The organism is Bradyrhizobium sp. McL0615 (assembly GCF_049993905.1).
Lineage (GTDB): Bacteria > Pseudomonadota > Alphaproteobacteria > Rhizobiales > Xanthobacteraceae > Bradyrhizobium.
Genome location: NZ_CP188254.1, coordinates 8,717,475 through 8,741,451, shown reverse-complemented (window position 1 = coordinate 8,741,451; position 23,977 = coordinate 8,717,475). Strand labels below are relative to the sequence as shown.

At 63.3% G+C, this 23,977-nt stretch carries 24 protein-coding genes; 20 read left to right on the top strand and 4 right to left on the bottom strand.

Annotated elements, in window-relative coordinates; all coding sequences use genetic code 11:
- Nucleotides 1–160: 160 nt before the first annotated feature.
- From pcaF to ACPPVP_RS42030, 17 genes are all read left to right on the top strand, one after another.
- On the top strand, nucleotides 161–1,369 hold the full coding sequence (gene pcaF / locus ACPPVP_RS42110; protein ID WP_426529913.1) for a 3-oxoadipyl-CoA thiolase: 1,209 nt from the start codon (nucleotides 161–163) through the stop codon (nucleotides 1,367–1,369).
- Nucleotides 1,370–1,504: 135 nt separating this feature from the next.
- On the top strand, nucleotides 1,505–2,206 hold the full coding sequence (gene pcaH, locus ACPPVP_RS42105; protein ID WP_426529911.1) for a protocatechuate 3,4-dioxygenase subunit beta: 702 nt from the start codon (nucleotides 1,505–1,507) through the stop codon (nucleotides 2,204–2,206).
- Nucleotides 2,207–2,809: a protocatechuate 3,4-dioxygenase subunit alpha gene (gene pcaG, locus ACPPVP_RS42100; protein ID WP_426529909.1), complete on the top strand. Its 603-nt coding sequence runs from the start codon at nucleotides 2,207–2,209 to the stop codon at nucleotides 2,807–2,809.
- Nucleotides 2,810–2,831: 22 nt separating this feature from the next.
- Entirely contained in the window at nucleotides 2,832–3,725 is an 894-nt protein-coding gene (locus ACPPVP_RS42095; protein WP_426529907.1) for a dioxygenase, read from the top strand.
- A gap of 95 nt (nucleotides 3,726–3,820) precedes the next feature.
- On the top strand, nucleotides 3,821–4,765 hold the full coding sequence (locus ACPPVP_RS42090; RefSeq protein ID WP_426529905.1) for a LysR family transcriptional regulator: 945 nt from the start codon (nucleotides 3,821–3,823) through the stop codon (nucleotides 4,763–4,765).
- A 102-nt stretch (nucleotides 4,766–4,867) separates the two neighbouring features.
- Nucleotides 4,868–5,758 carry a shikimate dehydrogenase gene (locus ACPPVP_RS42085; RefSeq protein ID WP_426529903.1) on the top strand — a complete coding sequence of 297 codons (891 nt, stop codon included), beginning with the start codon at nucleotides 4,868–4,870 and terminating at the stop codon, nucleotides 5,756–5,758.
- Between the two features lie 50 nt (nucleotides 5,759–5,808).
- Nucleotides 5,809–6,945, top strand: coding sequence for an ABC transporter substrate-binding protein (locus tag ACPPVP_RS42080; protein WP_426529901.1), 1,137 nt, complete (start codon nucleotides 5,809–5,811; stop codon nucleotides 6,943–6,945).
- Nucleotides 6,946–7,038: 93 nt separating this feature from the next.
- Nucleotides 7,039–7,914: a branched-chain amino acid ABC transporter permease gene (locus tag ACPPVP_RS42075; protein ID WP_426529899.1), complete on the top strand. Its 876-nt coding sequence runs from the start codon at nucleotides 7,039–7,041 to the stop codon at nucleotides 7,912–7,914.
- Nucleotides 7,911–8,909: a branched-chain amino acid ABC transporter permease gene (locus ACPPVP_RS42070; protein WP_426529897.1), complete on the top strand. Its 999-nt coding sequence runs from the start codon at nucleotides 7,911–7,913 to the stop codon at nucleotides 8,907–8,909. The genes ACPPVP_RS42075 and ACPPVP_RS42070 overlap by 4 nt, the downstream gene beginning before the upstream one ends.
- Nucleotides 8,906–9,649: an ABC transporter ATP-binding protein gene (locus ACPPVP_RS42065; RefSeq protein ID WP_426529895.1), complete on the top strand. Its 744-nt coding sequence runs from the start codon at nucleotides 8,906–8,908 to the stop codon at nucleotides 9,647–9,649. Before ACPPVP_RS42070 ends, ACPPVP_RS42065 begins: the two co-directional genes overlap by 4 nt.
- A gap of 11 nt (nucleotides 9,650–9,660) precedes the next feature.
- Nucleotides 9,661–10,401, top strand: a complete 741-nt coding sequence (locus ACPPVP_RS42060; protein ID WP_426529893.1) for an ABC transporter ATP-binding protein — start codon at nucleotides 9,661–9,663, stop codon at nucleotides 10,399–10,401.
- Entirely contained in the window at nucleotides 10,398–12,269 is a 1,872-nt protein-coding gene (locus tag ACPPVP_RS42055; protein ID WP_426529891.1) for a bifunctional sugar phosphate isomerase/epimerase/4-hydroxyphenylpyruvate dioxygenase family protein, read from the top strand. Before ACPPVP_RS42060 ends, ACPPVP_RS42055 begins: the two co-directional genes overlap by 4 nt.
- A 45-nt stretch (nucleotides 12,270–12,314) precedes the next feature.
- Complete coding sequence (locus ACPPVP_RS42050) at nucleotides 12,315–14,144, top strand: tannase/feruloyl esterase family alpha/beta hydrolase (RefSeq protein ID WP_426529889.1); 1,830 nt, start codon at nucleotides 12,315–12,317, stop codon at nucleotides 14,142–14,144.
- Nucleotides 14,145–14,195: 51 nt separating this feature from the next.
- Nucleotides 14,196–15,119 (top strand): DMT family transporter, encoded by a 924-nt coding sequence (locus ACPPVP_RS42045; protein ID WP_426529887.1) that lies wholly within the window; start codon nucleotides 14,196–14,198, stop codon nucleotides 15,117–15,119.
- Nucleotides 15,120–15,190: 71 nt separating this feature from the next.
- The gene (locus tag ACPPVP_RS42040; RefSeq protein WP_426529885.1) at nucleotides 15,191–15,514 is read left to right on the top strand and encodes an ArsR/SmtB family transcription factor; all 324 of its coding nucleotides are present in this window, start codon (nucleotides 15,191–15,193) and stop codon (nucleotides 15,512–15,514) included.
- A 12-nt stretch (nucleotides 15,515–15,526) separates the two neighbouring features.
- Nucleotides 15,527–15,994: an SRPBCC domain-containing protein gene (locus tag ACPPVP_RS42035; RefSeq protein ID WP_426529881.1), complete on the top strand. Its 468-nt coding sequence runs from the start codon at nucleotides 15,527–15,529 to the stop codon at nucleotides 15,992–15,994.
- Nucleotides 15,995–16,048: 54 nt separating this feature from the next.
- Complete coding sequence (locus ACPPVP_RS42030) at nucleotides 16,049–16,516, top strand: GyrI-like domain-containing protein (protein WP_426529879.1); 468 nt, start codon at nucleotides 16,049–16,051, stop codon at nucleotides 16,514–16,516.
- 3 nt (nucleotides 16,517–16,519) lie between these two features.
- Here ACPPVP_RS42030 and ACPPVP_RS42025 read toward each other — a convergent pair whose 3' ends face one another.
- The 3 genes from ACPPVP_RS42025 to ACPPVP_RS42015 are packed head-to-tail and all read right to left on the bottom strand — an operon-like array spanning nucleotide 16,520 to nucleotide 19,743.
- Nucleotides 16,520–18,079 (bottom strand): MDR family MFS transporter, encoded by a 1,560-nt coding sequence (locus ACPPVP_RS42025; RefSeq protein ID WP_426529877.1) that lies wholly within the window; start codon nucleotides 18,077–18,079, stop codon nucleotides 16,520–16,522.
- A gap of 4 nt (nucleotides 18,080–18,083) precedes the next feature.
- On the bottom strand, nucleotides 18,084–19,256 hold the full coding sequence (locus ACPPVP_RS42020) for an HlyD family secretion protein (protein WP_426529875.1): 1,173 nt from the start codon (nucleotides 19,254–19,256) through the stop codon (nucleotides 18,084–18,086).
- Nucleotides 19,249–19,743, bottom strand: a complete 495-nt coding sequence (locus ACPPVP_RS42015; RefSeq protein WP_426529873.1) for a MarR family winged helix-turn-helix transcriptional regulator — start codon at nucleotides 19,741–19,743, stop codon at nucleotides 19,249–19,251. The genes ACPPVP_RS42020 and ACPPVP_RS42015 overlap by 8 nt, the downstream gene beginning before the upstream one ends.
- Before the next feature lie 140 nt (nucleotides 19,744–19,883).
- Here ACPPVP_RS42015 and ACPPVP_RS42010 point away from each other — a divergent pair, with 140 nt between their 5' ends.
- The gene (locus ACPPVP_RS42010; protein ID WP_426529871.1) at nucleotides 19,884–20,369 is read left to right on the top strand and encodes a Fur family transcriptional regulator; all 486 of its coding nucleotides are present in this window, start codon (nucleotides 19,884–19,886) and stop codon (nucleotides 20,367–20,369) included.
- Nucleotides 20,370–20,401: 32 nt separating this feature from the next.
- Nucleotides 20,402–21,340, top strand: coding sequence for a DMT family transporter (locus ACPPVP_RS42005; protein WP_426529869.1), 939 nt, complete (start codon nucleotides 20,402–20,404; stop codon nucleotides 21,338–21,340).
- A gap of 170 nt (nucleotides 21,341–21,510) precedes the next feature.
- Here the strand turns inward: ACPPVP_RS42005 and ACPPVP_RS42000 are convergent, their stop codons facing one another.
- Nucleotides 21,511–22,386, bottom strand: coding sequence for a sulfurtransferase (locus ACPPVP_RS42000; protein ID WP_426529867.1), 876 nt, complete (start codon nucleotides 22,384–22,386; stop codon nucleotides 21,511–21,513).
- A 266-nt stretch (nucleotides 22,387–22,652) separates the two neighbouring features.
- Between ACPPVP_RS42000 and ispG the strand changes: the two genes are divergently transcribed.
- Nucleotides 22,653–23,939, top strand: a complete 1,287-nt coding sequence (gene ispG, locus ACPPVP_RS41995; protein ID WP_426529865.1) for a flavodoxin-dependent (E)-4-hydroxy-3-methylbut-2-enyl-diphosphate synthase — start codon at nucleotides 22,653–22,655, stop codon at nucleotides 23,937–23,939.
- Nucleotides 23,940–23,977: the final 38 nt, after the last annotated feature.

Sequence of the window (23,977 nt, the reverse complement as noted above, 5' to 3'; positions counted from 1 at the left end):
GCTCCACGCCGCATAATTGATCACGCCCGCATGACGGGCATCCCGCCGGAGCACGGCAGGAGTGGCAAGCCTCAATTGACCTGCCGCGGGCACGCTCCTAAAACTCGCCAACAGTTCCAGCGGGTCAACGCCTAAAGCACGGCATTCAGGGAGAGATTTGATGCGTGATGTATTCATTTGCGATGCCGTCCGGACCCCGATCGGCCGTTTCGGCGGCTCGCTCGCCAAGGTGCGCGCCGACGATCTGGCCGCCGTGCCAATCAAGGCGCTGATGGCGAAGCATCCCAATCTCGATTGGGCGCAGGTGGATGAGGTGTTTTTCGGCTGCGCCAACCAGGCCGGCGAGGACAACCGCAACGTGGCCCGGATGGCGCTGTTGCTCGCGGGCATTCCGGAAACGGTTCCCGGCCAGACCCTCAATCGTCTGTGCGCGTCGGGCCTCGACGCGGTCGGCGCCGCGGGCCGCGCGATCCGCGCCGGCGAGATCGATTTCGCGATTGCCGGCGGCGTCGAATCGATGACCCGCGCCCCGTTCGTGATGGGCAAGGCGCCGGAAGCGTTCGCGCGTTCGGCCGAGATTTACGACACCACCATCGGCTGGCGCTTCATCAATCCCCTGATGAAGGCGCAGTATGGCGTCGATGCGATGCCGGAGACCGGCGAGAACGTCGCCGAGGAATTCCAGGTGTCGCGCGCCGACCAGGACGCGATGGCGATCCGCTCGCAGCAGCGCGCGGGCGCTGCGATTGCATCAGGCTACTTCGCCGAGGAAATCACGCCGGTGTCGGTGCCGGGTGGCAAGTCCGGGCCGGTCATCGTCGACAAGGACGAGCATCCGCGCCCCGAGACCACGCTGGAGGGCCTCACGAAACTGAAGCCGATCGTGCGCAACCCCGGCACAGTGACCGCCGGCAATGCGTCCGGCGTCAATGACGGCGCGGCCGCGATGATCCTTGCCTCCGAAGCTGCCGTGAAGAAGCACGGGTTGACGCCGCGGGCGCGTATCCTCGGGCTGGCCTCGGCCGCAGTGCCGCCGCGCATCATGGGCATCGGCCCGGTGCCGGCGACGAAGAAGCTGATGGAGCGGCTCGGCATCAAGATCTCTGACTTCGATTTGATCGAGCTCAATGAAGCCTTCGCCTCGCAGGGCATAGCCTGCCTGCGGCAACTGGGCGTCAAGGACGACGCCGACTTCGTCAACCCGCATGGCGGCGCTATCGCGCTCGGCCATCCGCTCGGCATGAGCGGCGCGCGGCTGGCGTTGACGGCGGTGCACGGCATGGAGAAGCGGGGCGGGAAGCTTGCCTTGGCAACCATGTGCGTCGGCGTCGGGCAGGGCGTCGCGGTTGCGATCGAAAAGGTGAATTAAGCCAACGGTTTGGGAAGGTCAAAAACAGGCCTTTCCCAAATTAGTTATGTCATATAATGATCCGGCGGCGCGGCTCAACGACAAAATTGCAAAGCAATTTTGCGCCGCGAACGCGATGCGAGGGAGGGATACGTCATGACATTGGTCTATCCGGTGCAAAGTCTGGCGGCGCATCCGCCGCGGCTGTCTCCTGCCTACAAGAGCACGGTCAAGCGCTCGCCCTCCAAGCCGCTGATTCCGATGCGGCACACGCTGTCGGAATTGACCGGGCCGGTTTACGGCCACGAGACGGTGCGTGAGCACGATCACGACCTCACCATTCAGGGCAAAAGCGAGCCGATCGGCGAGCGCATCATCGTGCACGGCCACGTGCTCGATGAAGACGGCCGCGGCGTGCCGAACACGCTGGTTGAACTGTGGCAGGCCAATTCATGCGGCCGCTATGTCCATGTCGTCGATCAGCATCCCGCGCCGCTCGATCCGAATTTCACCGGCGCCGGCCGCGCGCAGTCGGACGCGCAGGGCTATTATCGTTTCGTCACCATCAAGCCCGGCGCTTACCCCTGGGGCAATCACCACAACGCCTGGCGGCCGGCCCACATCCACTTCTCGGTGTTCGGCCATTCGTTCGTGTCGCGTCTGGTGACGCAGATGTATTTCCCGGGCGACCCGCTGTTCCCGTTCGATCCGATCTTCAATTCGGTGACCGACGAGAAAGCGCGAAACCGGATGGTCTCGTCGTTCGATCTGGAGAACACCAAGCCGGACTGGGCGCTGTGCTACCGCTTCAACATTGTGCTGCGCGGGCGCAACGCCACGCCGATGGAGACCAAGTAAGTGCCACAGGCCAAACCGGACGGGGTCACCCCGTCGCAGACCGTCGGTCCCTATTTCGCCTATGGCCTCACGCCGGGCGGCAAATATGACTGGAACGACGCGTTCAACAACAATCTGGTGACATCAGATACGTCGGGCGAACGCATTCGCATCGAAGGACAGGTGTTCGACGGCGATGGCGCGGTCGTGCCGGATTGCATGCTGGAAATCTGGCAGGCGGACGCGCAAGGACGTTTCTCCGACCCGCAGGACAAGCGGGCGCAGCCGAACACGTCATTCAAGGGATTCGGCCGCATCGGCACCGATGCAAAGGGTGGCTACGCCTTCGACACCATCAAGCCGGGCATTGTGCCTGATCCCGACGGCAAGCCGCAGGCGCCGCATATTGTGCTCGCCGTGTTCGCGCGCGGCATGCTTTTGCATAATTACTCGCGGATCTATTTCGATGGTGAGGCCGCCAACGCCGCCGATCCGGTGCTGGCGCTGGTGCCGGCCGACCGTCGCGCGACGCTGATCGCGACGCGGCAGCCGGGCGGCAATGCCGTCTATCGTTTCGACATCCATCTGCAGGGCGACAAAGAGACGGTGTTCTTCGACGTATAGCTGCAGCCGCCGGGAGTGCGGAATGATCATCGGGCGTCAGCAGGATGTCACCGTTGCGGCGACTTCCGTGATGGAGCGGACGTCCGATTCGCGGTTGCGCGAGATCATGGTGTCGCTGGTCCAGCACCTGCACGGTTTCGTCCGTGACACCAATTTGACTGAAGCGGAATTCCGCGAAGCCACGGCGATTCTCGCCGAGCTGGGCCGGCAATCGACCGATACGCACAACGAAGTCGTGCTGATGGCGGGCTCGCTCGGCGTTTCATCGCTGGTCTGCCTTCTGAACAATGGCGACCACGGCAACACCGAGACGGCGCAATCATTGCTCGGGCCGTTCTGGCGATTGAACTCGCCCCGCGTCGAAAGCGGCGGCTCGATCGTCCGGTCCGAAACGCCGGGCGCGGCCCTCTTCGTCACTGCGCGTGTCGTGGACCATGCCGGCAATCCGGTTGCCGGGGCGGAGGTGGATGTATGGCACGCCTCGCCGGTCGGCCTTTACGAAAACCAGGACCCCAAACAGGCCGAGATGAACCTGCGCGGCAAGTTCACGACCGATGCCGATGGCCGCTTCGCCTTTCGCTCGGTGATGATGGTCGGCTATCCGATCCCGACCGATGGCGTGGTCGGGCGGCTGTTGAAGGTGCAGGACCGGCATCCTTACCGGCCGGCGCATCTGCATGCGCTGATCTTCAAGCCGGGATTCAAGGTCTTGATCTCGCAGGTCTACGATCCCGCCGATCCGCACATCGACAGCGACGTGCAGTTTGGCGTGACCAAGGCGCTGATCGGCGATTTCGTGCGTCATGACGCGCCGCATCCGATCGCGGCGGATGTTGGTCCGCCCTGGTATTCGCTCGACCATGTCTACAGGATGGAAGCGGGCGAGGCCGTATTGCCGCGCCCGCCGATCAAGTAGCGTGTAGCGCGTCGCGAGAGCTTGGCTTCCGGGCTGGCCGGTTCGTCAGTTGAAGATGATAGTATTTCGCAACTTCATCGCGGGAGTTACTGCACATGATGACGCTTCGCCAGGTCGAGGTGATCCGCGCCGTGATGGTGACCGGTACGATCGGCGGGGCGGCGCGGCTTCTGAACGTATCGGCGCCCGGTATCAGCCGGCTGGTGAAGTACACCGAGAAATCCTTGGGCGTCCGCTTCTTCCAGCGCCAGAACGGGCGTTACTTCCCGACCCCGGAAGCCCGCAACATCTTCGAGCAGATCAACGGCGTCTACGAGAAGATGGACGATCTCACCGAGATCATCTCCAAGATCGGGCGCGGCGATCTGTCCGAACTGCGCATCGGCTCGGTGCCGAGCATCTCGCAGGTCATGGTGCCGCGCGCGATCGAGCGGGTGCGGCGCCGCTATCCCGAACTGCGGATCGACATCAACATCCTCAAGATCGAGGAGGCGGTCGATTACCTGCTGTTGGGCCGCGGCGATTGCGTCGCCATGAGTTACCGGCTCGATCATCCCGGCCTCGACTTTTTGCCGCTGGCGTCCGGCGAATTGTTCTGCATCGTGCCGGCGGGGCATGAGCTTGCGGGATGCAAGCAGGTCTCGGCCGCCGAGATCATCCGCTATCCGCTGATCGGGATCGATCCCAACGATCCTTATGGACGGATCATGGCGGAGATTTTTGCGCGCAGGAAACTCAACTACGACATCACCATCCGTGCGCGCTTCGGCACCACCGTGTGCGCGCTGGTCAAGGCCGGCCTCGGCATTGCCGTGATCGACCAGTTCACCGTCGCCCATGGCGGCTATCCCGGCATCGAGTTGCTGAAAATCGTCGAGCCGACCCGGTTCGACACTTACATTGCGGTGAAACGCGGCGCGCCGCTGTCGCTGCACATCGAGCATTTCATCGAATGCTTGCGCTCGGAAATGCGGGCCGTTGGGCCGGACAAAGCAAGGCCGCGAAAGCCCGATCCCAAGGGCCGCAAAAAAATAACATGATGTTATCTGCCCGGCATAAATGGGTAATTGTGTTAGGTCGGCAAAGCGCTATCGTCTGGGCGGATCGGGGCTTGTCCCGAACCGCTATTTGCTGACGAGATCATGAGCCCTGCCGCCCGACCTCTTGCTCCGGCCGACCGCCGCTTTCTCACCGGCCTGATCGGCGCGCCGATCGCGCATTCGGCGTCGCCGGCGATGCATGAGCGGGCCGCCGAGGCGCTCGGCGCGCATTGCCACTATCAACTGATCGAGGTTGCAGGCGCCGGCCGCGAGGAATTGCAGCTGCTGCTGGACGGCGTGCGCCGTTTGGGCTTTGCGGGCGTCAACGTCACCTTCCCGTACAAGGAAGCCGTGGTCTCCCTGCTCGACGAACTGTCGCCGGGGGCGCAAGCGATCGGCGCGGTCAACACGGTCGTGGTCAGGGATGGCCGGTTGATCGGGCATAACACCGACACCACGGGATTTGCCCGGGCGATCACCGAGCTTGTCCGTGACCCCGCGCAGAGCATTGTCGCGGTGATCGGCGCGGGCGGCGTCGGCAAGGCGATTACCTTTGCGCTGGCCGGGATTGGCGTTGCCGAGATCAGAATCTTCGACACCGATCGCGCCAAGGCTGAGCGACTCGCCGGCCAGATCGGGAAGCGCGGTAAAACAAGTGTTGTCGGCAGCGTCGAGGACGCCATGCGCGGCGTCACCGGGGTCGTCAACGGCTCGCCAGTCGGCATGTTGCCGAACCGCGGCACGCCTGTCCCGGAAACGCTGTTGCGCAAGGACCTGTGGGTAGCCGATGCAGTCTACACGCCGCTCTGGACGCCGCTGCTGAACGCCGCAAAGGCAAAGGGCGCTGAGGTCATGACCGGGCGCGAGCTCGCGATCTATCAGGCCGCGGACGCCTTCGAGCTGTTTACGGGACTGAAGCCATCAGCCGTCGAGATGGGAAATGCATTCGACGCCGTGATGGCCAAGCGCTACGCTAAAGTAAGCGCGGCTTAAAACGCGGCCGGTCACAAGGCCGCTTGTTGTAACGAGAAGAGGGGATGGAAATGAGATCTGGATTTTTCGCAGGACTCCTGCTTGCCACCGTGTCGGCCGCAGCCGCATTCGCGCAAGGCGGCCCGATCAAACTCGCCAATGTTGCCGAACTGTCCGGCGGCGGCGCCACCGTCGGCAACAACTGGAAAAACGGCATCGACCTTGCGATCGAGGAGATCAACGCCAAAGGCGGGCTGCTCGGCCGCAAGCTGGAAGTCACGCATGCGGATTCGCAATCGAACCCCGGTGTCGCGCGCGCACAGGTGCAGAAGGCGCTCGACAATGAACCCTACGTGCTGCTCGGACCCGGCTATTCCGGATCGGTCAAGGTCACCGCGCCGCTCGCCGCGGAAGCGGGTATCGCGCAGATCATGGGCGGCGAAGCCGCCGAACTGACGCAGGGCGGCAACAAGTTTCTGTTCCGCACCTCGTTCGGCCAGCAATCCTCGATGCCGAAGGTCGCCAAGTACATCAACGACGAGCTGAAGGCGAAATCGGTCGCGATCGTCTGGGTCAACAACGATTTCGGCAAAGGTGGTCGCGACGTCATCACCAAGGAATTCGCCAAGTACAACATCAAGGTCGCGGCTGACATCTCGACCGAAGCCGGGCAGGCCGATTTCGCCGCCGACGTCAGCAAGATCAAGGCCGCGGCGCCCGATGCGGTGTTCGTCTATGTCAACGAGGAAGAGAGCGCGCGGATGCTGAAGGAGCTGAAGCGCCAGGCGATATCAGTGCCGCTGATGGGCGAGACCACTCTGGTCGGCCAGAAGGTCGTCGAACTCGCCGGCGATGCCGCAAACGGCGCGCGCGGCCATGTCGGCCTCACCACCGATGCGCCGGTCGATCTGGTCAAGGCGTTCCGCGAGAAGTTTTCCAAGAAGTACAACTATGTGCCTGATCATAACGGGCTGAAGGGCTATCTCGCGATCTACATGATCAAGGCCACCACCGAGAAGATGGGCAAGGTCGACGCCAAGGCGTTTGCCGACAACCTGCATGGCCTCACCATCAAGGCCGCCAGCGAGCCGGGCATCCTGATGGATGTGACCTTCGACGAGAAGGGCGACATCGACCGCCAGGGATTCCTGGTCGAGATCGTCGACGGCAAGCAGGTCGTCAAGCAGGTGCTGCCGAAGCTGAACTGAATCGTGCTGGGGCGTGCGCTCGAACGTGCGCCCCCGAGATCAGCATAGGGAAATGATTGACGCCGTCCGCATGTGACGGGTGAGGGGAGGAGCATGTCCAATCTGCTCGATCTGCTGGTGGCAGGTCTTGCGACCGGGGCGATCTACGCTCTCGTCGCGGTCGGTTTCACGCTGCTGTGGCAGACATCGCAAACCATCAATTTCGCGCAGGGCGAATTCGTCATGCTGCCGGCGTTCCTGATGCTGGCGGTGATGCATGCCGGCGCGCCGTTCTGGCTTGCGATCATTCTCGGCATTCTGCTGTCGCTGCTGCTGCTCGGGCTCGGCTTCAAGCTGCTGCTGGTCGATCCGATGCTGCGGCACGGCGTGCTGCCGCTGGCGATTGCGACCATGGCGCTGGCGATCGGCATGAAGGAGGCGGTGAAGCAGTTCTTCAGCGCGGAAGCGTCGCCATTCCCCTCGATCGTACCGGCCGGTGACGTCTCGATCCTTGGCCGGGTGATTTCGTTGCAGAGCCTCGGCGTGCTGGCGCTCGCGGTCGCGGTGGTGATCGGCCTGACCGCGCTGCTGAACCGCACCTCGATCGGTCACCAGATGCAGGCGACCGCGCAGAACCCCACGGTCGCCCGCATCATCGGCGTGCCGGTCGAGCGCATGATCCTGATGACGTTCCTGATCAATGCGTTTCTGGTCGCGCTGGCCTCGTTGCTGATCACGCCGATCTATCTGGCGAAATTCTCCTCCGGCGAGGTGCTCGGGCAGGCGGCATTCATCGCGGCGATCGTCGGTGGCTTCAACCAGGTGCGCGGCGCCATCGCCGGCGGGCTGTTGATCGGCGTGGTCGACAATCTGTCGGCCGCCTATGTGTCGACGCAGTACCGCGCCGCGGTGCCGCTGATCCTCCTGATCGTCATCATCCTGTTCCGTCCGCAAGGCCTGCTCGGCCGGCCCGAGGAGCGCACGGTATGACCGCCACAACCAGATATCTGCGTATCGCGCTCGGTATCGTCGTGATCGCGGCGTTGATTATCGTGCCGATGAACTTCAATCGCTACGGCCTGTTCATCCTGAGCCAGTGGGCGGTGATGACCATCGCCGCGATGGGGCTCAATTTGACGCTGGGCTATGCCGGCCAGGTCTCGCTGGCGCAGGGCGCATTCGTCGGCATTGGCGCCTATGCGGCGGCGATCATGACCACGCAGGGCATACCGCTGGTTGCGGCGCTCGGCGTTGCGATCATATTGTGTTTCGCCATCGGCTGGATCCTCGGCTATCCGGCGCTGCGCGTGCAGCATCACTATCTCGCCTTCGTGACGCTGGCCTTCTCGACGCTGGCCTTCCTGGTGTTCCGCAACGAGGACTGGCTGACCAAGGGTATCTACGGCATCTCCAACATTCCGCGGCCGAATGTCGTGGGCTTTGCCACCAACCGGCCGTTGCCGTTCTACTATTTCTGTCTCGGCTCGCTTGCGCTCGTCTCGCTGGCGATGTGGTGGCTGATCCGCTCGCCCTGGGGCCGCGCTTTCGTCGCGCTGCGCGAAAATCCGGTGCGGGCGCTGTCGCTCGGCATCGACACCCGGCGCTATACGCTGATGGCGTTTGCGATCGGGTCGGCGCTCGGCGGCGTCGCCGGCACGCTCTATGCCCCGCTGACGCAATATATCGACCCGGTTCCCTTCAACCTCTCGCTCTCGCTCGATTTGCTGATGATGGTCATCGTCGGCGGCTCCGGATTCTTCTTCGGGCCGTTCCTCGGGGCGATGATTGCGGTGCTGCTGCCGGAATGGCTGCGTTTCACGCAAGGCTATTACCTGATGCTCTACGCCGTCGCCGTGATGCTGCTGCTGATCTATTCGCCGACCGGTATCCTCGGCATTCTCGACCGCTATCTGGCCGAGCGCCGCACGAAGGCAGCGTCGGCGCTGCGCGCGGTCGCGAAATCCCGACTGGAGACGGCGCCATGACCGCGGTTCTCGAAGTCAGCAGCATCAAAAAGAGCTTTGGTGGCATCAAGGCCGTCGATGGCGTCAGCTTCGATGTGCAGGAGGGCGAGATCCTCGGTCTGATCGGACCGAACGGCTGCGGCAAGTCGACGCTCTTCAACTGCATCCTCGGCCAGCTCACGCCGACCGGTGGCGAGGTGAAGGTTGACGGCAAAATCGTCACCGGCTTGCGTCCGTCCGAATTGAATCGCCTGGGTGTCAGCCGCACCTTCCAGCTGCTGCAGGTGTTTCCAAAATTGTCGGTGCGGGAAAATCTGATCCTCGCCGGGCAAGAGCATCAGGGCAACATGATGTCGCGGCTGTTCGGCCCGTCCGACGCCGGACTATCAGCGGCGGCCGACCAGATGATCGGCTTCTTCAAGCTCGATCATCTCGCGACCGAAGCCGCCGGCGGCCTGTCCTACGGTCAGCAAAAACTGCTCGATGCCGCGATGGCATTCATGGGTGGGCCGCGGCTGGTGCTGCTCGACGAGCCCGCCGGTGGCGTCAACCTCACCATGCTCGGTGATCTCAAGGAGCGGCTGGCCGCGATCAACCGCGAGAAGCGCGCCACCTTCGTCGTGATCGAGCACAACATGGAATTCGTGATGTCGCTGTGCACGCGCGTCATGGTGATGGCGGAGGGCAAAATGCTGGCGATGGGCACGCCAAGCGAAGTCCGCGCCAACCCCGCCGTCATCGAAGCCTATCTCGGCCATTGAGGGATCGATCCATGAACGATGCCATCCTGGATGTTCAAGGCCTTGTCGGCGGCTACGGCAAGATGACGATCCTCAACGGCACCACCTTCTCGGTGCCGGCGGGCTCCATCACCACCGTGATCGGCCCGAACGGCGCCGGTAAGTCCACTGTGTTCAAGGCGATCTTCGGCCTGCTGAAGCTGCGCGAAGGCAGGGTCGTGTTCAAAGGGTGCGACGTCACCGGGCAAAGCCAGCGCGAATTGCTGACATCAGGGATCTGCTACGTGCCCCAGGGCCGCAATATCTTCCCCGAGCTATCGGTACGCGACAACATCCAGCTTGGCGCCGTCGTCGCAGGCCGCGACATCACCGACCTGCCTGATCGGATCGAGGCGGCGCTCGATAAATTTCCGGTGCTGCGCAAGAAGGCAACACAGCAGGCGTCCACGCTGTCGGGCGGCGAGCAGAAACAGCTCGAAATCGCCCGCGGCCTGCTGCTCAATCCGCAACTGGTGCTGATCGACGAGCCGTCGATCGGGCTTTCGCCGCTGATGGTGCAACAGACCTTCAACATTCTGAAAGATCTTCGCGACCGCGGCGTGTCGATCCTGATGATCGAACAGAACGCCCGCTCGGCGCTGGAGATTTCCGATTACGGCATCGTGCTCGAGCTCGGCCAGACCCGGCTCGTCGACACCGCGCAGCGCGTGCTGAACGATCCCCGCATCGGACAATTGTTCCTGGGCGGCACCATGACGGAGACTGCTGCATGAAGACGCAGTCGATTGCGACGGTTTCACTGAGCGGCGCGCTGGACGAGAAGCTGCGCGCGATCGCCGCCGCCGGCTTCGGCGCCGTTGAGATTTTCGAGAACGATTTGCTGTCGTTCAGCGGCAGCCCGCGGGACGTCGGCCAGATGTGCCGGGATCTCGGGCTTTCGATTTGCGCGTTCCAGCCGTTCCGTGACTTCGAAGGCATGCCGGAGCCGCAGCGCGCCCGCAATTTCGCCCGCGCCGAACGCAAGTTCGACCTGATGCAGGAACTGCAGACCGACCTGATGCTGATCTGCAGCAACATTTCGCCAGCCTCGCTCGGTGGTATCGATCGCGCGGCCGCCGATTTCCGCGAACTCGGCGAACGCGCCGCCGCGCGCGGCTTGCGCATCGGCTATGAGGCGCTCGCCTGGGGACGTCACGTCAACGACTACCGCGACGCCTGGGAGATCGTGCGCCGCGCCGGCCACAAATCGATCGGCATCATTCTCGACAGTTTTCACGCGCTGGCGCCGTCGTTCCCGACGCTGCCTATACAATCGATCCCGGCCGACAAGATCTTTCTGGTGCAGTTGGCCGACGCGCCGAAACTCGGCCTCGACGTGCTGTCGTGGAGCCGGCATTTCCGCTGCTTCCCGGGGCAGGGCGACCTGCCGGTTGCGTCGTTCGTGGAGGCCGTGTTGGCTACGGGCTATGCGGGCCCGCTGTCGCTGGAGATTTTCAACGATCAGTTTCGCGCCGGCTCCGCGGTCCGCACTGCGACCGATGGGCTGCGCTCCCTCATTCTGCTCGAGGATGAGGTTCGCGGCGCGGCATCCGCCGCTCCGGCGCTGCCGCTGCAGCCGAAGGCGAAGAGCAGCGGCGTCGGCTTCATCGAGTTCGCCGTCAGCGAAGAGAAGGCTAAAGACCTCGCTGCCCTGTTCGGACAACTCGGCTTTCGCAAGACCGGCGCGCATCGCAGCAAGGATGTCGATCGCTGGTCGCAAGGCTGTATCGATCTCGTGATCAATTGCGAGCCGGACGGCTTTGCGCATTCGCATTTCGTCGCACACGGTCCCGGCGTCTGCGCCATCGCGGTCGATGTCGACGACGCCAGCAAGACCATGGCGCGGGCGGAGGCGTTGAAGGCACGGACCTTCTACCAGCCCGTCGGGCCGGGCGAACTCGAAATTCCCGCGATCCGCGGCGTTGGCGGCAGCCTGCTGTATTTCCTCGAAGAGGCCGGCAAGAACTGGGACCTCGATTTCGAACCGTTGCGCGGCGACGCGTCCGGCGATCGGCTGGATGCGGTCGACCATATCTCGCAGTCGATGCCCTACGACGAGATGTTGTCATGGCTGTTGTTTTACACCGGCATCCTGGACCTCCAACGCCTGCCGCAGATGGAAATCGCCGACCCGGTGGGGCTGGTGCAGAGCCAGGCGCTGATCAACGGTAGCGAAAACCTGCGCGTGGTGCTCAACGGCTCATCGGCGACGCGGACGCTGTCGGCCCGCTTCATCCACGAATTCTTCGGCTCCGGCGTGCAGCACGTCGCGTTCGCCTGCGGCGATATCTTTGCTGCGATCGCCGACATGCGCACGCGCGGTGCGGATTTCCTGAAGATTCCCGACAATTACTACGACGATATCGAAGCCAAATATGGCCTCGACGCCGCGACCATGGCCGCGCTGCGCGACAACCAAATTCTGTACGACCGCGAAGGCGACGGCGAATTCTTCCAAGTCTACACCCACGCCTTCGACGAGCGGTTCTTCTTCGAGATCGTGCAGCGCCGTAACTATCACGGGTTCGGCGCCGCCAACGCCGCAATCAGGCTGGCGGCGCAAAGCCGTGAATCGCGACCGCTGACCATGCCCAAAGCCTGAGCAACCTGATCCGCACAACAAGAAAATCAAAAGGGAAGCGAAACGATGTCGATCACGCGAGGAACCAACATCTCCGCGGCGCTGCTGATTGCCGCCTGCTGCCATCTGACGCCGGCGTTGGCCGAGCCGCTTCCTTGCGATGACGGCATCAAGACCGCCTTTCGGCCCGACGCCGATACCGCCGTCATTGCGGTGCGGCTGGTTAAGAAGGGTGAGGAGCTGAAAGCACCCGATGCGTCGCAGCCCATCACGGCGGCGGCCGACCTTTGCCTCGTGAAGCTGCTGGTCGGTCCGGGCGCCACGGCGGAGAAGGACAAGACCGCGCGCTCCTGGTCGGAAGGTATCGGCATCGAGGTCTGGCTGCCGACGCACGCCAACTGGAACGAGCGCATCCGCAACTATGGCGGCGGCGGCTGGGTCGGCGGCGGCCATCGCTATGCCGACAAGATCGGCAGCAAGGTGCCGGCGATCGTCAACGCCAATATCGGCTACGCGTCCGGCACCACGGATGCGGGTCAGCCCTGGTATCAGGACGGCTCGTTCGCGTTTCTGTCCAACGGCAAGGTCAACGTGGAATCGCTTCGCGATTTCTCCGTGCGGGCGATGGTCGAGCAGGCCGTCAAGACCAAGGCGCTGGTCAATCTCTATTACGGCAAGGCACCGAAATATGCCTACTATGACGGCCATTCGCAGGGCGGCCGGCAGGGCATGAAGATCGCCCAGGAATATCCGGAGCTCTACGACGGCTACATGATCGCTCAGCCGGCGCTCAGCATCGCGAAATTCGGAACGGCGGGATTGTATCCCCAGATCGTGATGAAGACCGAGCTCGGCTTCACCTCGGCGAACAAGGCGGAAGCTGCGGCCTTCGCCGCCAAGGTCGCCGCTGCCAACAAGCGCGCGGTTGCCGCCTGCGACAAGCCGGGCCTCGGCTTCCTGCTCGATCCTTTTGCCTGCGACTACAATCCAGCGCGCGATGCTGACTTCTTGTGCGTGGGCGTGGCCGACGAAGGCGTGACCGGCAGGAATAACGACCCGGCAACCTGCATGAGTTTGAAGGAGGCGAATGCGCTGAACCGAATCTGGTTCGGCGCCACCAGCGATGGAAGCTTTGACGTCGCGCAGAGCGTCGATGCGCGCTCCGGCAAATCGCTCGGCAAGAACCAGCTCTCGTGGACGTTCACCAAGAGCACCGCCATCGGAAATCTGATTACCAGTGCTTCTTCCTACGGCGTCGCTTTGGCGCTGCAGGACGTCAGCTATGCGCCCGATGCCAGCACGTCATCGAGCGATCCGATTACGAACGGCTCGACCAATGTACGCAACAAATGGGGTGAGCTGGATTACGTCGGGCTCGCCGACGCCGTGAACAAGGGCGTCGCGTTGCAGCCGACGCTATTCAGCGATCTCATCACGGACAAGCCGGATCTCGGCAAGCTGCGCGATCTCGGACGCAAGGTGATCGTCTACACGGGTCTCGTCGACGACGCGATCCCGCCGGCCGGCAACATCAATTATCACGAGCGCGTGGTGGCGGCGATGGGCGGGCACGCCGAGGTGCAGAAGTTCATGCGGATGTATTTGCTGCCGGGTTCGGCGCATAGCTCTCAGGGCCGGGCCTATACCGTCGGCGGCAACAACGACACGGTGCCGCTGCCAAAACTGCCTGGCAATGCCAACCAGACGCCGACTCGCGAGCAGGACCAGTTCTTCACCGCGCTGGTGGATTGGGTCGAGAAGGGCACCGCGCCGGGTGAAATCCTGCTGACATCGCGCGACAACAGCGTCAGTTATCCCGTCTGCGTCTATCCGCTGCGGACGATTTGGAACGGCAACGGAGATGCAAAGCAGGCTTCGAGCTATAGCTGCCGCTAAGCCGGGGGATAGAATCGTGCCGTCGGCGGCGACGCCAGCACCGGATTGAACATGCCCGAACCCAAAGAAGCCGCCAGCAGGACGCGCGAAGTGCTCGGCCTGCTCGGCTTTTTGCTGATCGCCACCGCCCAGGTCTCCAACATGATCCTGGCGCGCGGTATTGCCGGGAGTGTTCCGCCGTTCTCGATCGCGTTCTTTCGCTGGAGCATCGTGGCGCTCGGCCTGCTGCCGGCGGTCGTGATGGCCTTGCGGGAGAAGCCCGGCGTGTTGCGGGGACAGACCCCCGGCATCGTCTTGGCCGGTTTCCTCGGCATGTTCGTTTGCGGCGGCCCGGTCTATGTCGCCGGTGTTACGACCTCGGCGATCAATCTTTCCCTGATCATGGCGCTCGCGCCGCTCGTGGTGCTGCTCGTCTCTTTCGTCTCGGGCCAGGAAGCCATCCATCGAATCCAGATCATCGGCATGCTGCTCTCGCTGGCGGGCGCGGCGGTGATCATCACCAAGGGGCAAGGCACCTTTGGTTCAGGCGTGGCGATTGGGGATCTGCTCGTAACGATGGCGATGCTGGGCTGGGCCGGATACACCTTGCTGCAGAACCGCGTCGGCAGCGGTGTGAGCTTTCTAGCGCGGATCGGCCTGTTCGCTGCGGCCGGCGCACTGTTCTCGCTGCCCTTTGCCATCCATGAAATGTGGGCCGCGCCGGCAGCCGCGTTCAGCGGGCGTGCGGCGCTGGTCTATCTCTTCGCAGGCCTGGTCCCCGGCCTCTTTGCCTATTCGGCCTATGCCTATCTCGGCGCGAAGTTCGGCGCGGTGTCGACGTCGCTCAGCCTCTATCTCGGGCCGATCGTCAGCGCCGGGCTGTCGATCCTGTTTCTTGGCGAGGCGCCGACCGCGATCCATCTGATCGGTGGCGCGCTGTCGCTGGGCGGCATGTGGTTGAGCCTGCAGGCTAAACAGGGCGGGTCACCAGCCTGACGCGGCATCGGCTTGACAATAAGATATCGGTTATATAATAATATAGTTATATAACCGATATGAGATGTACGATGCCGAACCTCGATGCCTCCTTTTCCGCGCTGGCCGATCCGACGCGCCGGGCAATTCTCGCGCGTCTGGCACTTGGCGAAGCCACCGTCATGGAGCTGGCCGAGCCATTCGAGATGACGCAGCCCGCCATTTCCCGCCATCTCAAGGTTCTCGAAGGCGCAGGGATGATTGTCCGCCGCGTCGAAGGCACCAAGCGGCCGTGCCGGCTGGCGCCGACGGCTGTCACCGAGATCGACCAATGGCTTGCGATGCTCCGGCGAGCCCTGTCCGCAAATTACAACCGGCTCGACGACGTTCTGGCCGCCATGAAAACCGAAGAGTGAAAGGCAATCCCGATGACCAAGATGACGCTGAAGACGGAAGGCGACCGCCATGTCGTCATCACCAGGCGCTTCGCCGCCGCGCCGGAAGCGGTGTATCGCGCGCACACCGAGCCTGCACTGATCCAGAAGTGGCTGCTCGGTCCGGAAGGCTGGACGATGCCGGTTTGCATCAACGAGGCGCGACCGGGCGGCAAGATCCGCTACGAGTGGACCAACGGCGAAGGCGCCGGATTTTATGTCACTGGTGAATTTCTCGAACTGGTGCCGTTCAGCCGGCTCGTTCATGTCGAGCGAATGCACATGCCCGATGCGACGCCGGACAACCACGTTGAAACGACGTTCGCGCCTGATGGGACCGGCACGTTGATGACCATGCGGATGACCTTGCCCGATGCCGCGACGCGGGCCGCCATGCTGTCGACCGGCATGGAGCACGGCATGGAAGCGAGCTACGCGCGGCTTGAGACCACGCTCAACTGATCCGCGGCGCTCAACCGCTGAATCATCGGCCGCGCGCCAAAACGGGAGATAGCCGTGATCGAACCGCTTCGCATTCTTCAAACCACGCCGCAGCTCACGGCATCCATTCCGCTCAGGGTTCCGCGGGAAGAGATTCGCCACGTCATGGGGCCCGGACTTGCCGAATTGAAGGCGGCCGTCGCCGCGCAGAACGTTGCAATCACAGGGCCGTGGTTCACCCACCACTTTCGTAATCCCGGCGAGGTCTTCGATTTCGAGATATGCCTGCCGGTCGCCACATCATTTGCACCGGTTGGTCGCGTGAAGCCGGGGCAGTGGTCCGCCATGAAGATCGTCCAAACCACCTATCACGGCGGCTTTGAAGGTCTCGGCAACGCCTGGGGCGAGTTCATCGGCTACATCAAGGCGGCGGGACACAAGACAGCCGACGGCCTCTATGAGTCCTATGCGATCGGTCCGGAGACGAGCCCCGATCCCGCGGCGTGGCGTACAGTGCTCAGCAAGGAACTGCTCGAACCCTGAATCCTATTCCATCACGGCATGGTCAGGTGCGGCCGATTGGGCGCGCAGGGCGGCCTTGGTGGAGCCGATCATGATGGCGAGCGGGATCGCGCAGGCGGTGAAGATCATCACCATCTGGTAGTCGTGCGAGAACGCGATGATCTGCGCCTGCACCTTGACCATCAAGTCCGCCATGGCGCGGCCGGTGTCGGTCGCGAGATCGATCATGCCGCGCACATTTGGCATCTGCAGGGCGTGATTGAACGGATTGATATGCTCCGACAGGACCGCGTAGGTGTAGCGCGAACCCTGGGTCAGTTGCGCGATCACGAGCGAGATTCCGATCGAGCTCGCGACATTGCGCATCAGGGTCAGCATCGAGGTGCCGTCGGTGCGCAAATGATTGGGCAGCGTCAGGAAAGCCACCGTGGAAAGCGGCACGAATACCAGGCCAAAGCCGAAGCCCTGGGCCACGCTGACGACCACGATCTCGGTCCCGCCGGTTTGGTCGGTCCATCCGGTCATATAGAACAGCGACAGGCAGGTGATGCTGAGGCCCGATATGATCAGCGTCCGAGCCTCGATATGGCGCATCAGGCGGCCGACCAGCATCATCGCCACGAATGTGCCGCAGCCGCGGCTTGCCAGCAGTAGCCCCGCCGTGATGATCGGATAGCCGATCACGTTCTGCAGGAAGGGCGACGACAGCGCCATGGTCGAGAACAGCACCAGCCCCATCACGGCCATGAACACGCAGCCGCCGACGAAATTCTTGTCCTTGAACAGCGCGAACTGGATGAAGGGCCGGTCAGTCGTCAGCGAATGCGCCAGGAAGTAGTAGAAGCCGATGGCGGAGACGATGAACTCGGCGATGATCTCATTGGATTCCAGCCAGCCGAGCTGTTCGCCGCGGTCGAGCGCGAGCTGCAGCGCGCCGATGGCGATCGCGAGCGCGGTGAACCCGAACCAGTCGAAGCGCAGCTCGAGGTTCTTCTTGGTCTCGTCCATGAAGATGACGAGACCGAGCACGGTGAAGATGCCGAACGGCAGGTTGACGAAGAACACCCAGTGCCAGGAATAGGTCTCGGTCAGCCAGGCGCCGAGTGACGGACCCATGATCGGGCCCATCATGACGCCCATGCCCCAGATCGCCATCGCTTTCGCCCGCTCATGCAGCGCGTAGGAATCGAGCATCACCGCCTGCGACAACGGCACCAGCGCCGCGCCGAACACGCCTTGCAGCAGGCGGAACACGACCATCTGAGTGATGTCCTGCGCCAGTCCGCACATCACGGAAGCAATCGTGAAGCCGGCCGAGCAGACGATGAAGATGCGCTTGCGGCCGAAACGGTTGGCGATCCACCCCACGGGTGCGGTCATGATCGCGGCGGCGACGATATAGGATGTCAGCACCCAGTTGATCTGGTCCTGCGACGCCGACAGCGTGCCCTGCATGTAGGGCAGCGCGACATTGGCGATGGTCGTATCCAGCGCCTGCATGATGGTCGCCGTCATGGCGCAGATCGTCACCATGTTCCGGCGCAGGCCCGGAACGGCGGCCGATGATGGGCCCGACGTCGTCATGGCGTTATTCGTGGTCCTGGTTCGCCACCGCCGGCGACATGCCGAGCATGGCCGGCAGCGAGCGGCGATGGTTGGTGTCGATGGTGGCGTAGACGCTCATGCCGGCCTTCAGCTTGCGGACGAACTTGTCGTTCTGATCGAAATAGATCCGCACCGGGACGCGTTGCACCACCTTGACGAAATTGCCCGACGCGTTCTGCGCCGGCAGGATCGCGAACTGCGCGCCGGTGCCGGGCGAGAGCGAGCCGACCGTTCCCTTGAACACATGATTGGGAAAGGCATCGACCTCGATCGTGACGGTCTGGCCGACCGCCACATAGGTGAAATCGGATTCCTTCGGATTGGCGTCCACCCACGGCTTCGAGGTGTCGATGATGCTGAACACCGGTGCGCCCGCCATCACGAAGCGGCCGAGCTGAATCTGCTCGACTTGCGTCGCGATACCGGCCATCGGCGCGCGCATCACGGTGTGGTCGAGATTGCGCTGGGCCTGGTCGAGCGCCGCCTTGGCCTGGGCATAGGGCGGGAACTCGGCGAGTGGCAGGTCGGGATTGCCGAGCAACTGCGCTTTGGCGGTCGCGATCTTCTGCTGCAGCAACTGGTACTGCGCGCTCGCGGTGACGAGGGCGGTGGAGGCGTTGTCGAGGTCGAGCTGCGAGCCGAAATTGTTCTTCACCAGCGCCGACTTGCGGTCGACGTCACGCTTCTTCAGATCCATGCCCTGCTGCGAAAGCTCGCCCATCTGGCCGTAGATCCGCAAGTCGGCGATCAGATTGTCATAGGTGACGTTGGCTTGCGCGAGGCTGGCCTTGGCCTGCGCCACCGCGAGGCGGAACGGGACCGGATCGATTTCGAACAGCACGTCGCCGGGAGCAACCTGCTGGCCCTCTTTCACCACGACCCTCTCGACCTTGCCGGAGATGTCGGGCGTGATCAGAACCTTCTGCGCGCCGACATAGGCGTCGTCGGTGGTCACGTAGCGGCCGCCATTGAGATAGAACGTCACGCCGGCCACCAGCGCAACCAGCGGCAGCACCACCAGCAGCAGGAAGCGGCGATAACGGCGCATGCCGGCCATCAGCCGGCGGCGCGGCTCGGCCGCGAGTTTCGGCCGCGACTCCGGAGCTGCGGGATTGCCCTTCTGTTCGGGCGGGAATTTAAGCACGGGATCAGCCATAGCGCTGTTCCTTTCGAGGAGGTTCGTTCGCCGGATGCTGGATCGCGTTGCGAACGTTCTCCTTGATCAGGTCGAGTTGGTCGAGAAGGCGATGGGCGTCGGCGGCGTTGATGCCGTCGAGCGCGGTCGCCGTCAGTTCGGAGCGAAGCCCGGCCAGCTTGCCGAGCAGCGGACGGGCGGCCTTGCGCAGATAGAGGCGGTTGACGCGGCGGTCGTTCTGGTCGCCGCGGCGTTCGATCCAGCCATTGTCGCAGAGCTTGTCGATCAGCCGCGTCAGCGTGATCGGCTGCATCTCCATCTGTTCGGCGAGTTCCGACTGCTTCAGGCCTTCGGTGCGCTCGACCTTGGCCAGAACCGCCCATTGCGCGCGGGTGATGCCATAGCGCGCCGCCTGGCGGTCGGCATAGGCGCGCATCATCCGCTGCACTTCGCCGAGCGTAAACAGGAAGTTCATATCCACGGAACCGCGCATCGGCCTCGCCTCCATAAGCTTGCCATATAATAAGCTTGCTTATGAATTCTGCATGACGCGTTAACAAGGGACCTGATCCGCTTCCAGCACATGGCTGGGAACCTGCGGGCGGCCGGGCTTTGGGATCGGCTGTCAAACTGCTACAAAAGCCCGAGATGACCCTGACAAAGCCGACATTTCCCGCGCCGGACCACGATCACGGCCGCTGTACCGCGGACGCGATGGCGCATGCGGAGGCGGTCTGCGCGCGGCGGACGCAGAAATTCACCCCGATCCGTCGCCAGGTGCTGCAGGCGCTGCTGTCGAGCCATCGTCCGCTCGGCGCCTATGAGGTGATCGACGAACTCGCCAAGTCGATGCCGCGGCCGGCGCCGATCACGGTCTACCGCGCGCTCGATTTTTTGATGGAGAACGGCCTCGTTCACCGGATCGAGAGCCGCAACGCGTTTCTGGCCTGCGCACATGACCATGACGAAACCTCGATGGTGGCGTTCCTGATTTGCGATCATTGCGGCTCGGTCGGTGAAATCCCCGCAGCCCCGGTGGCGCAAAGTCTCAACGCGGCGGCGCGTGCCACCGGATTCGCGCCAAAACTTTCCGTCGTCGAGATTGCCGGTACCTGCGCACATTGCCAAAAATAATCAACGCGGCGCCAAGCCGGCCACGAGGTTAGATGTCTTCCAAGCCAGTGCTATCTTCTGCCGGGCGTGCGCTGACCCCCGGCGCCATCGCCTTGATGCTGATGCTGTGCCTGAGCTGGGGGTTCAACCAGATCGCGGTGAAGCTCGCGCTGCCCGATGTTCCGCCGATGATGCAGGCGCTGATCCGTTCTGCCGGCGCGCTGCCGGTGATGCTGTTCGCCGGCTGGCTGCGCGGCGTGAAATTCTTCGAGCGCGACGGTTCGCTGGTTCCCGGCCTGATGGCCGGCACGTTGTTCGGTATCGAGTTCGTGCTGATCTTCACCGGGCTGGTGTTCACCTCGGCGTCGCGCGCGGCGGTGTTTCTCTACACCGCGCCGTTCTTCGTCGCGCTCGGCTCCTACCAGTTTCTCGGCGAACGTCTTAGCATGCTGCAATGGGGCGGACTGGGGCTCAGCTTTGCCGGCGTCGCGCTTGCGATCGGCGTGCCGCAGCCGAACGTCGATGCCAAGGTATTGCTGGGCGATCTGCTGGTGGTCGCCGGTGGCGCGCTGTGGGGCGCGACCACGCTGATCGCCAAGGGCACGCGGCTGCGCAACGCGGCGCCCGAAAAAGCACTCGGCTACCAGGTCGCGGTGTCGATCCCGATCCTGGGCTTCGCATCGTGGCTGTTTGGCGAAAAGATCACCCACATGCCGGGCGCGCTGTCGATCTCGCTGTTGGCCTATCAGGCGATCTGGGTGGTTGGCTGCACCTTCGTGCTGTGGTTCGCGCTGGTGAAGACCTATTCGCCGAGCAAATTGTCGTCGTTCACCTTCATCACGCCGCTGTTCGGCGTCGTCGCCGCCTACTTCATCATGCATGATACGTTGACAATCGCCTTCGGCGTCGCGGCGCTGCTGGTCATCGCGGGGCTTTATCTCGTGAACAAGCCGGACCCCAAGGTGACGCCGGATCCGAACGTGCCGGCGTAACTCTCCGTCATTGCGAGCCAACGGGTCGCGCGAATGCGCGCCCGATGACAGGCTCCGCGCAGCAATCCATCTTTCCGCACGTGCTGGAAGATGGATTGCTTCGTCGCTATCGCTCCCTTGCGCAAACGCTTCGCGTTTGTCGCAGGCAATGAGGCTGAGGGATATCGGTTTCAACCCGTCTCGATCGGCAGCGCGGTATCCTTGGCCCATTCGCCCATCGAGCCGTCGTAGAGCGTGAGGTTGTCGTAGCCAAGCTGATGCAGCAGGAACAGATCGACGGTCGCCGAGATGCCGCCGCCGCAGTAGGCGACCACACGCTTGTCCTTCGTGATGCCCTGCGCCTTGAATTTGGCTTCCGCCTCCGCAAGCGGCACAAAAGCCTTGGTCTGCGGATCGAGCAGCGTGGCCGCCGACACGTTGCAACTGCCGGGCACGCGGCCGGGCCGGCCGTAGCGGCTGGGCTCGAGTCCCCTGTGAAACTGCGGGCCGAGCGCGTTGACGACAACCGTGCCCTGCTCGGACGTGGCCGCGAGCGTCTGGTGCTTGTCGACGAAAAATCCCGGCTTCGGCTTGGCCGTGAATGTTGCCGGCTGGTATCCCTTCGCCGGTCCGGTTTCGAGGGCGCGGCCTTCGAGCTTCCATTTGTCGAGGCCGCCGTCGAGCACCGCGACATTCTCGAAGCCGAGCGATGTCAGCATCCACCAGAACCGCGTCGCCCACATCGGCGTGCCGATGCTGTACAGCACGACCGGGCTTTCGTTAGACACGCCGTGACGGCCGAACGCGGCCTCAAGCTGCCCTATATCCGGCATCATGAAGCGAAGCGTGGTGTTGGAATCCGAGAACTCGCCCTGCAGATCCAAGAAATCCGCGCCTGGAATATGCCCGGCTTCGAACGTGTGACGTCCGGGCACTGCGAGATAGGGAAGGCTAGACCCTTCGGGTGCGGGTTCGAGATAAGTGGTGCAATCGAACAGGCGCAGGTCGGCCTGGCCTAGAATAGCGGCGAGTTCCGCCGTAGAGACCAGCCCGTTACGCCCCGACATCGTTGGCCCTCCCGTTATTTTGGCCGATGCTAAAGCCCGCATCGGGCCATGAAAAGGCGGCCGGGAAGGGTGCTCGCCCTTTCAATTCGGCGATTCCTGTCCAATATAGCGGTTAACGGAAAGTTGCGGTATTTCTGCTTGCTTCCGGCTGCCGCGATCAGCCTAAACTATTGAATATACAACATAAAAATCCACGTGTGACGAGGCGCACAGCGCGTTCGCCTCGCCCTTGGTGAATGTCATCAAAACCTGATATCCGAGGCCCCATGAACAAGCCCGAAATAATTCCGCAAGACGACGTCGCCGGCCCCCGCGCCCGGCATAAGACCACCCAGGTCATGGTCGGCAATGTTGCCGTCGGCGGGGGTGCGCCGATCGTCGTGCAGTCGATGACCAACACCGACACCGCCGATATCGAAGGCACGATCGCGCAGGTCGCGGCGCTGTCGCGCGCCGGGTCCGAAATGGTGCGCATCACCGTCGATCGCGATGAGGCCGCTGCCGCGGTTCCGCATATCCGCGACGGCCTGCGCAAGCGCGGCATCACCACGCCATTGATCGGCGATTTCCATTACATCGGCCACAAGCTGCTCGCCGAGTATCCGGCCTGCGCCGAGGCGCTCGACAAATACCGCATCAATCCCGGCAATGTCGGCTTCAAGAACAAGCGCGACACACAGTTCGCCGACATCATCGAGATCGCCAACAAGAACAACAAGGCGGTCCGTATCGGCGCCAATTGGGGTTCGCTCGATCAGGAACTGCTGACCAAGCTGATGGACGAGAATACGGCTTCCGCGAACCCGCGCGATGCCCGCGCGGTAACCCGCGAAGCGATGGTGCAGTCGGCCTTGCTGTCGGCGGCCCGCGCCCAAGAACTCGGCATGCCCAAGAACAAGATGATCCTTTCGGCAAAAGTTTCCGCCGTGCAGGATCTGATCGCGGTCTATCAGACGCTGGCCTCGCGTTCGGACTACGCGATCCACCTCGGCCTCACCGAGGCCGGCATGGGATCAAAGGGCATCGTGGCGTCATCGGCGGCGCTCGGCATCCTGCTGCAGGACGGCATCGGCGACACCATCCGCATTTCGCTGACGCCGGAGCCCGGCGGCGACCGCACGCTGGAAGTTCAGGTCGCGCAGGAATTGCTGCAGACCATGGGCTTCCGCACCTTCGTGCCGCTGGTCGCGGCCTGTCCGGGCTGCGGCCGCACCACCTCGACCACGTTCCAGGAGCTGGCGCGCTCGATCCAGGATTTCATCCGCACGGAAATGCCGGGCTGGAAGACGCAGTATCCCGGCGTCGAAACGCTCAACGTCGCGGTCATGGGCTGCATCGTCAACGGCCCCGGCGAATCCAAGCACGCCAATATCGGCATCTCCTTGCCCGGCACCGGCGAAGCGCCGGCCGCGCCGGTGTTCGTCGACGGCAAGAAATTCCGCACCCTGCGCGGGCCGTCCATTGCCGCCGACTTCAAGGCGCTGGTGATCGACTATATCGACCAGCGCTATGGCGCGGGCGCGAAGGCGCCAGAGACGACCGCGGCGGAGTAGGGCACCTCCCGACCTCACGTTCGAAGTCGCGTGCAATG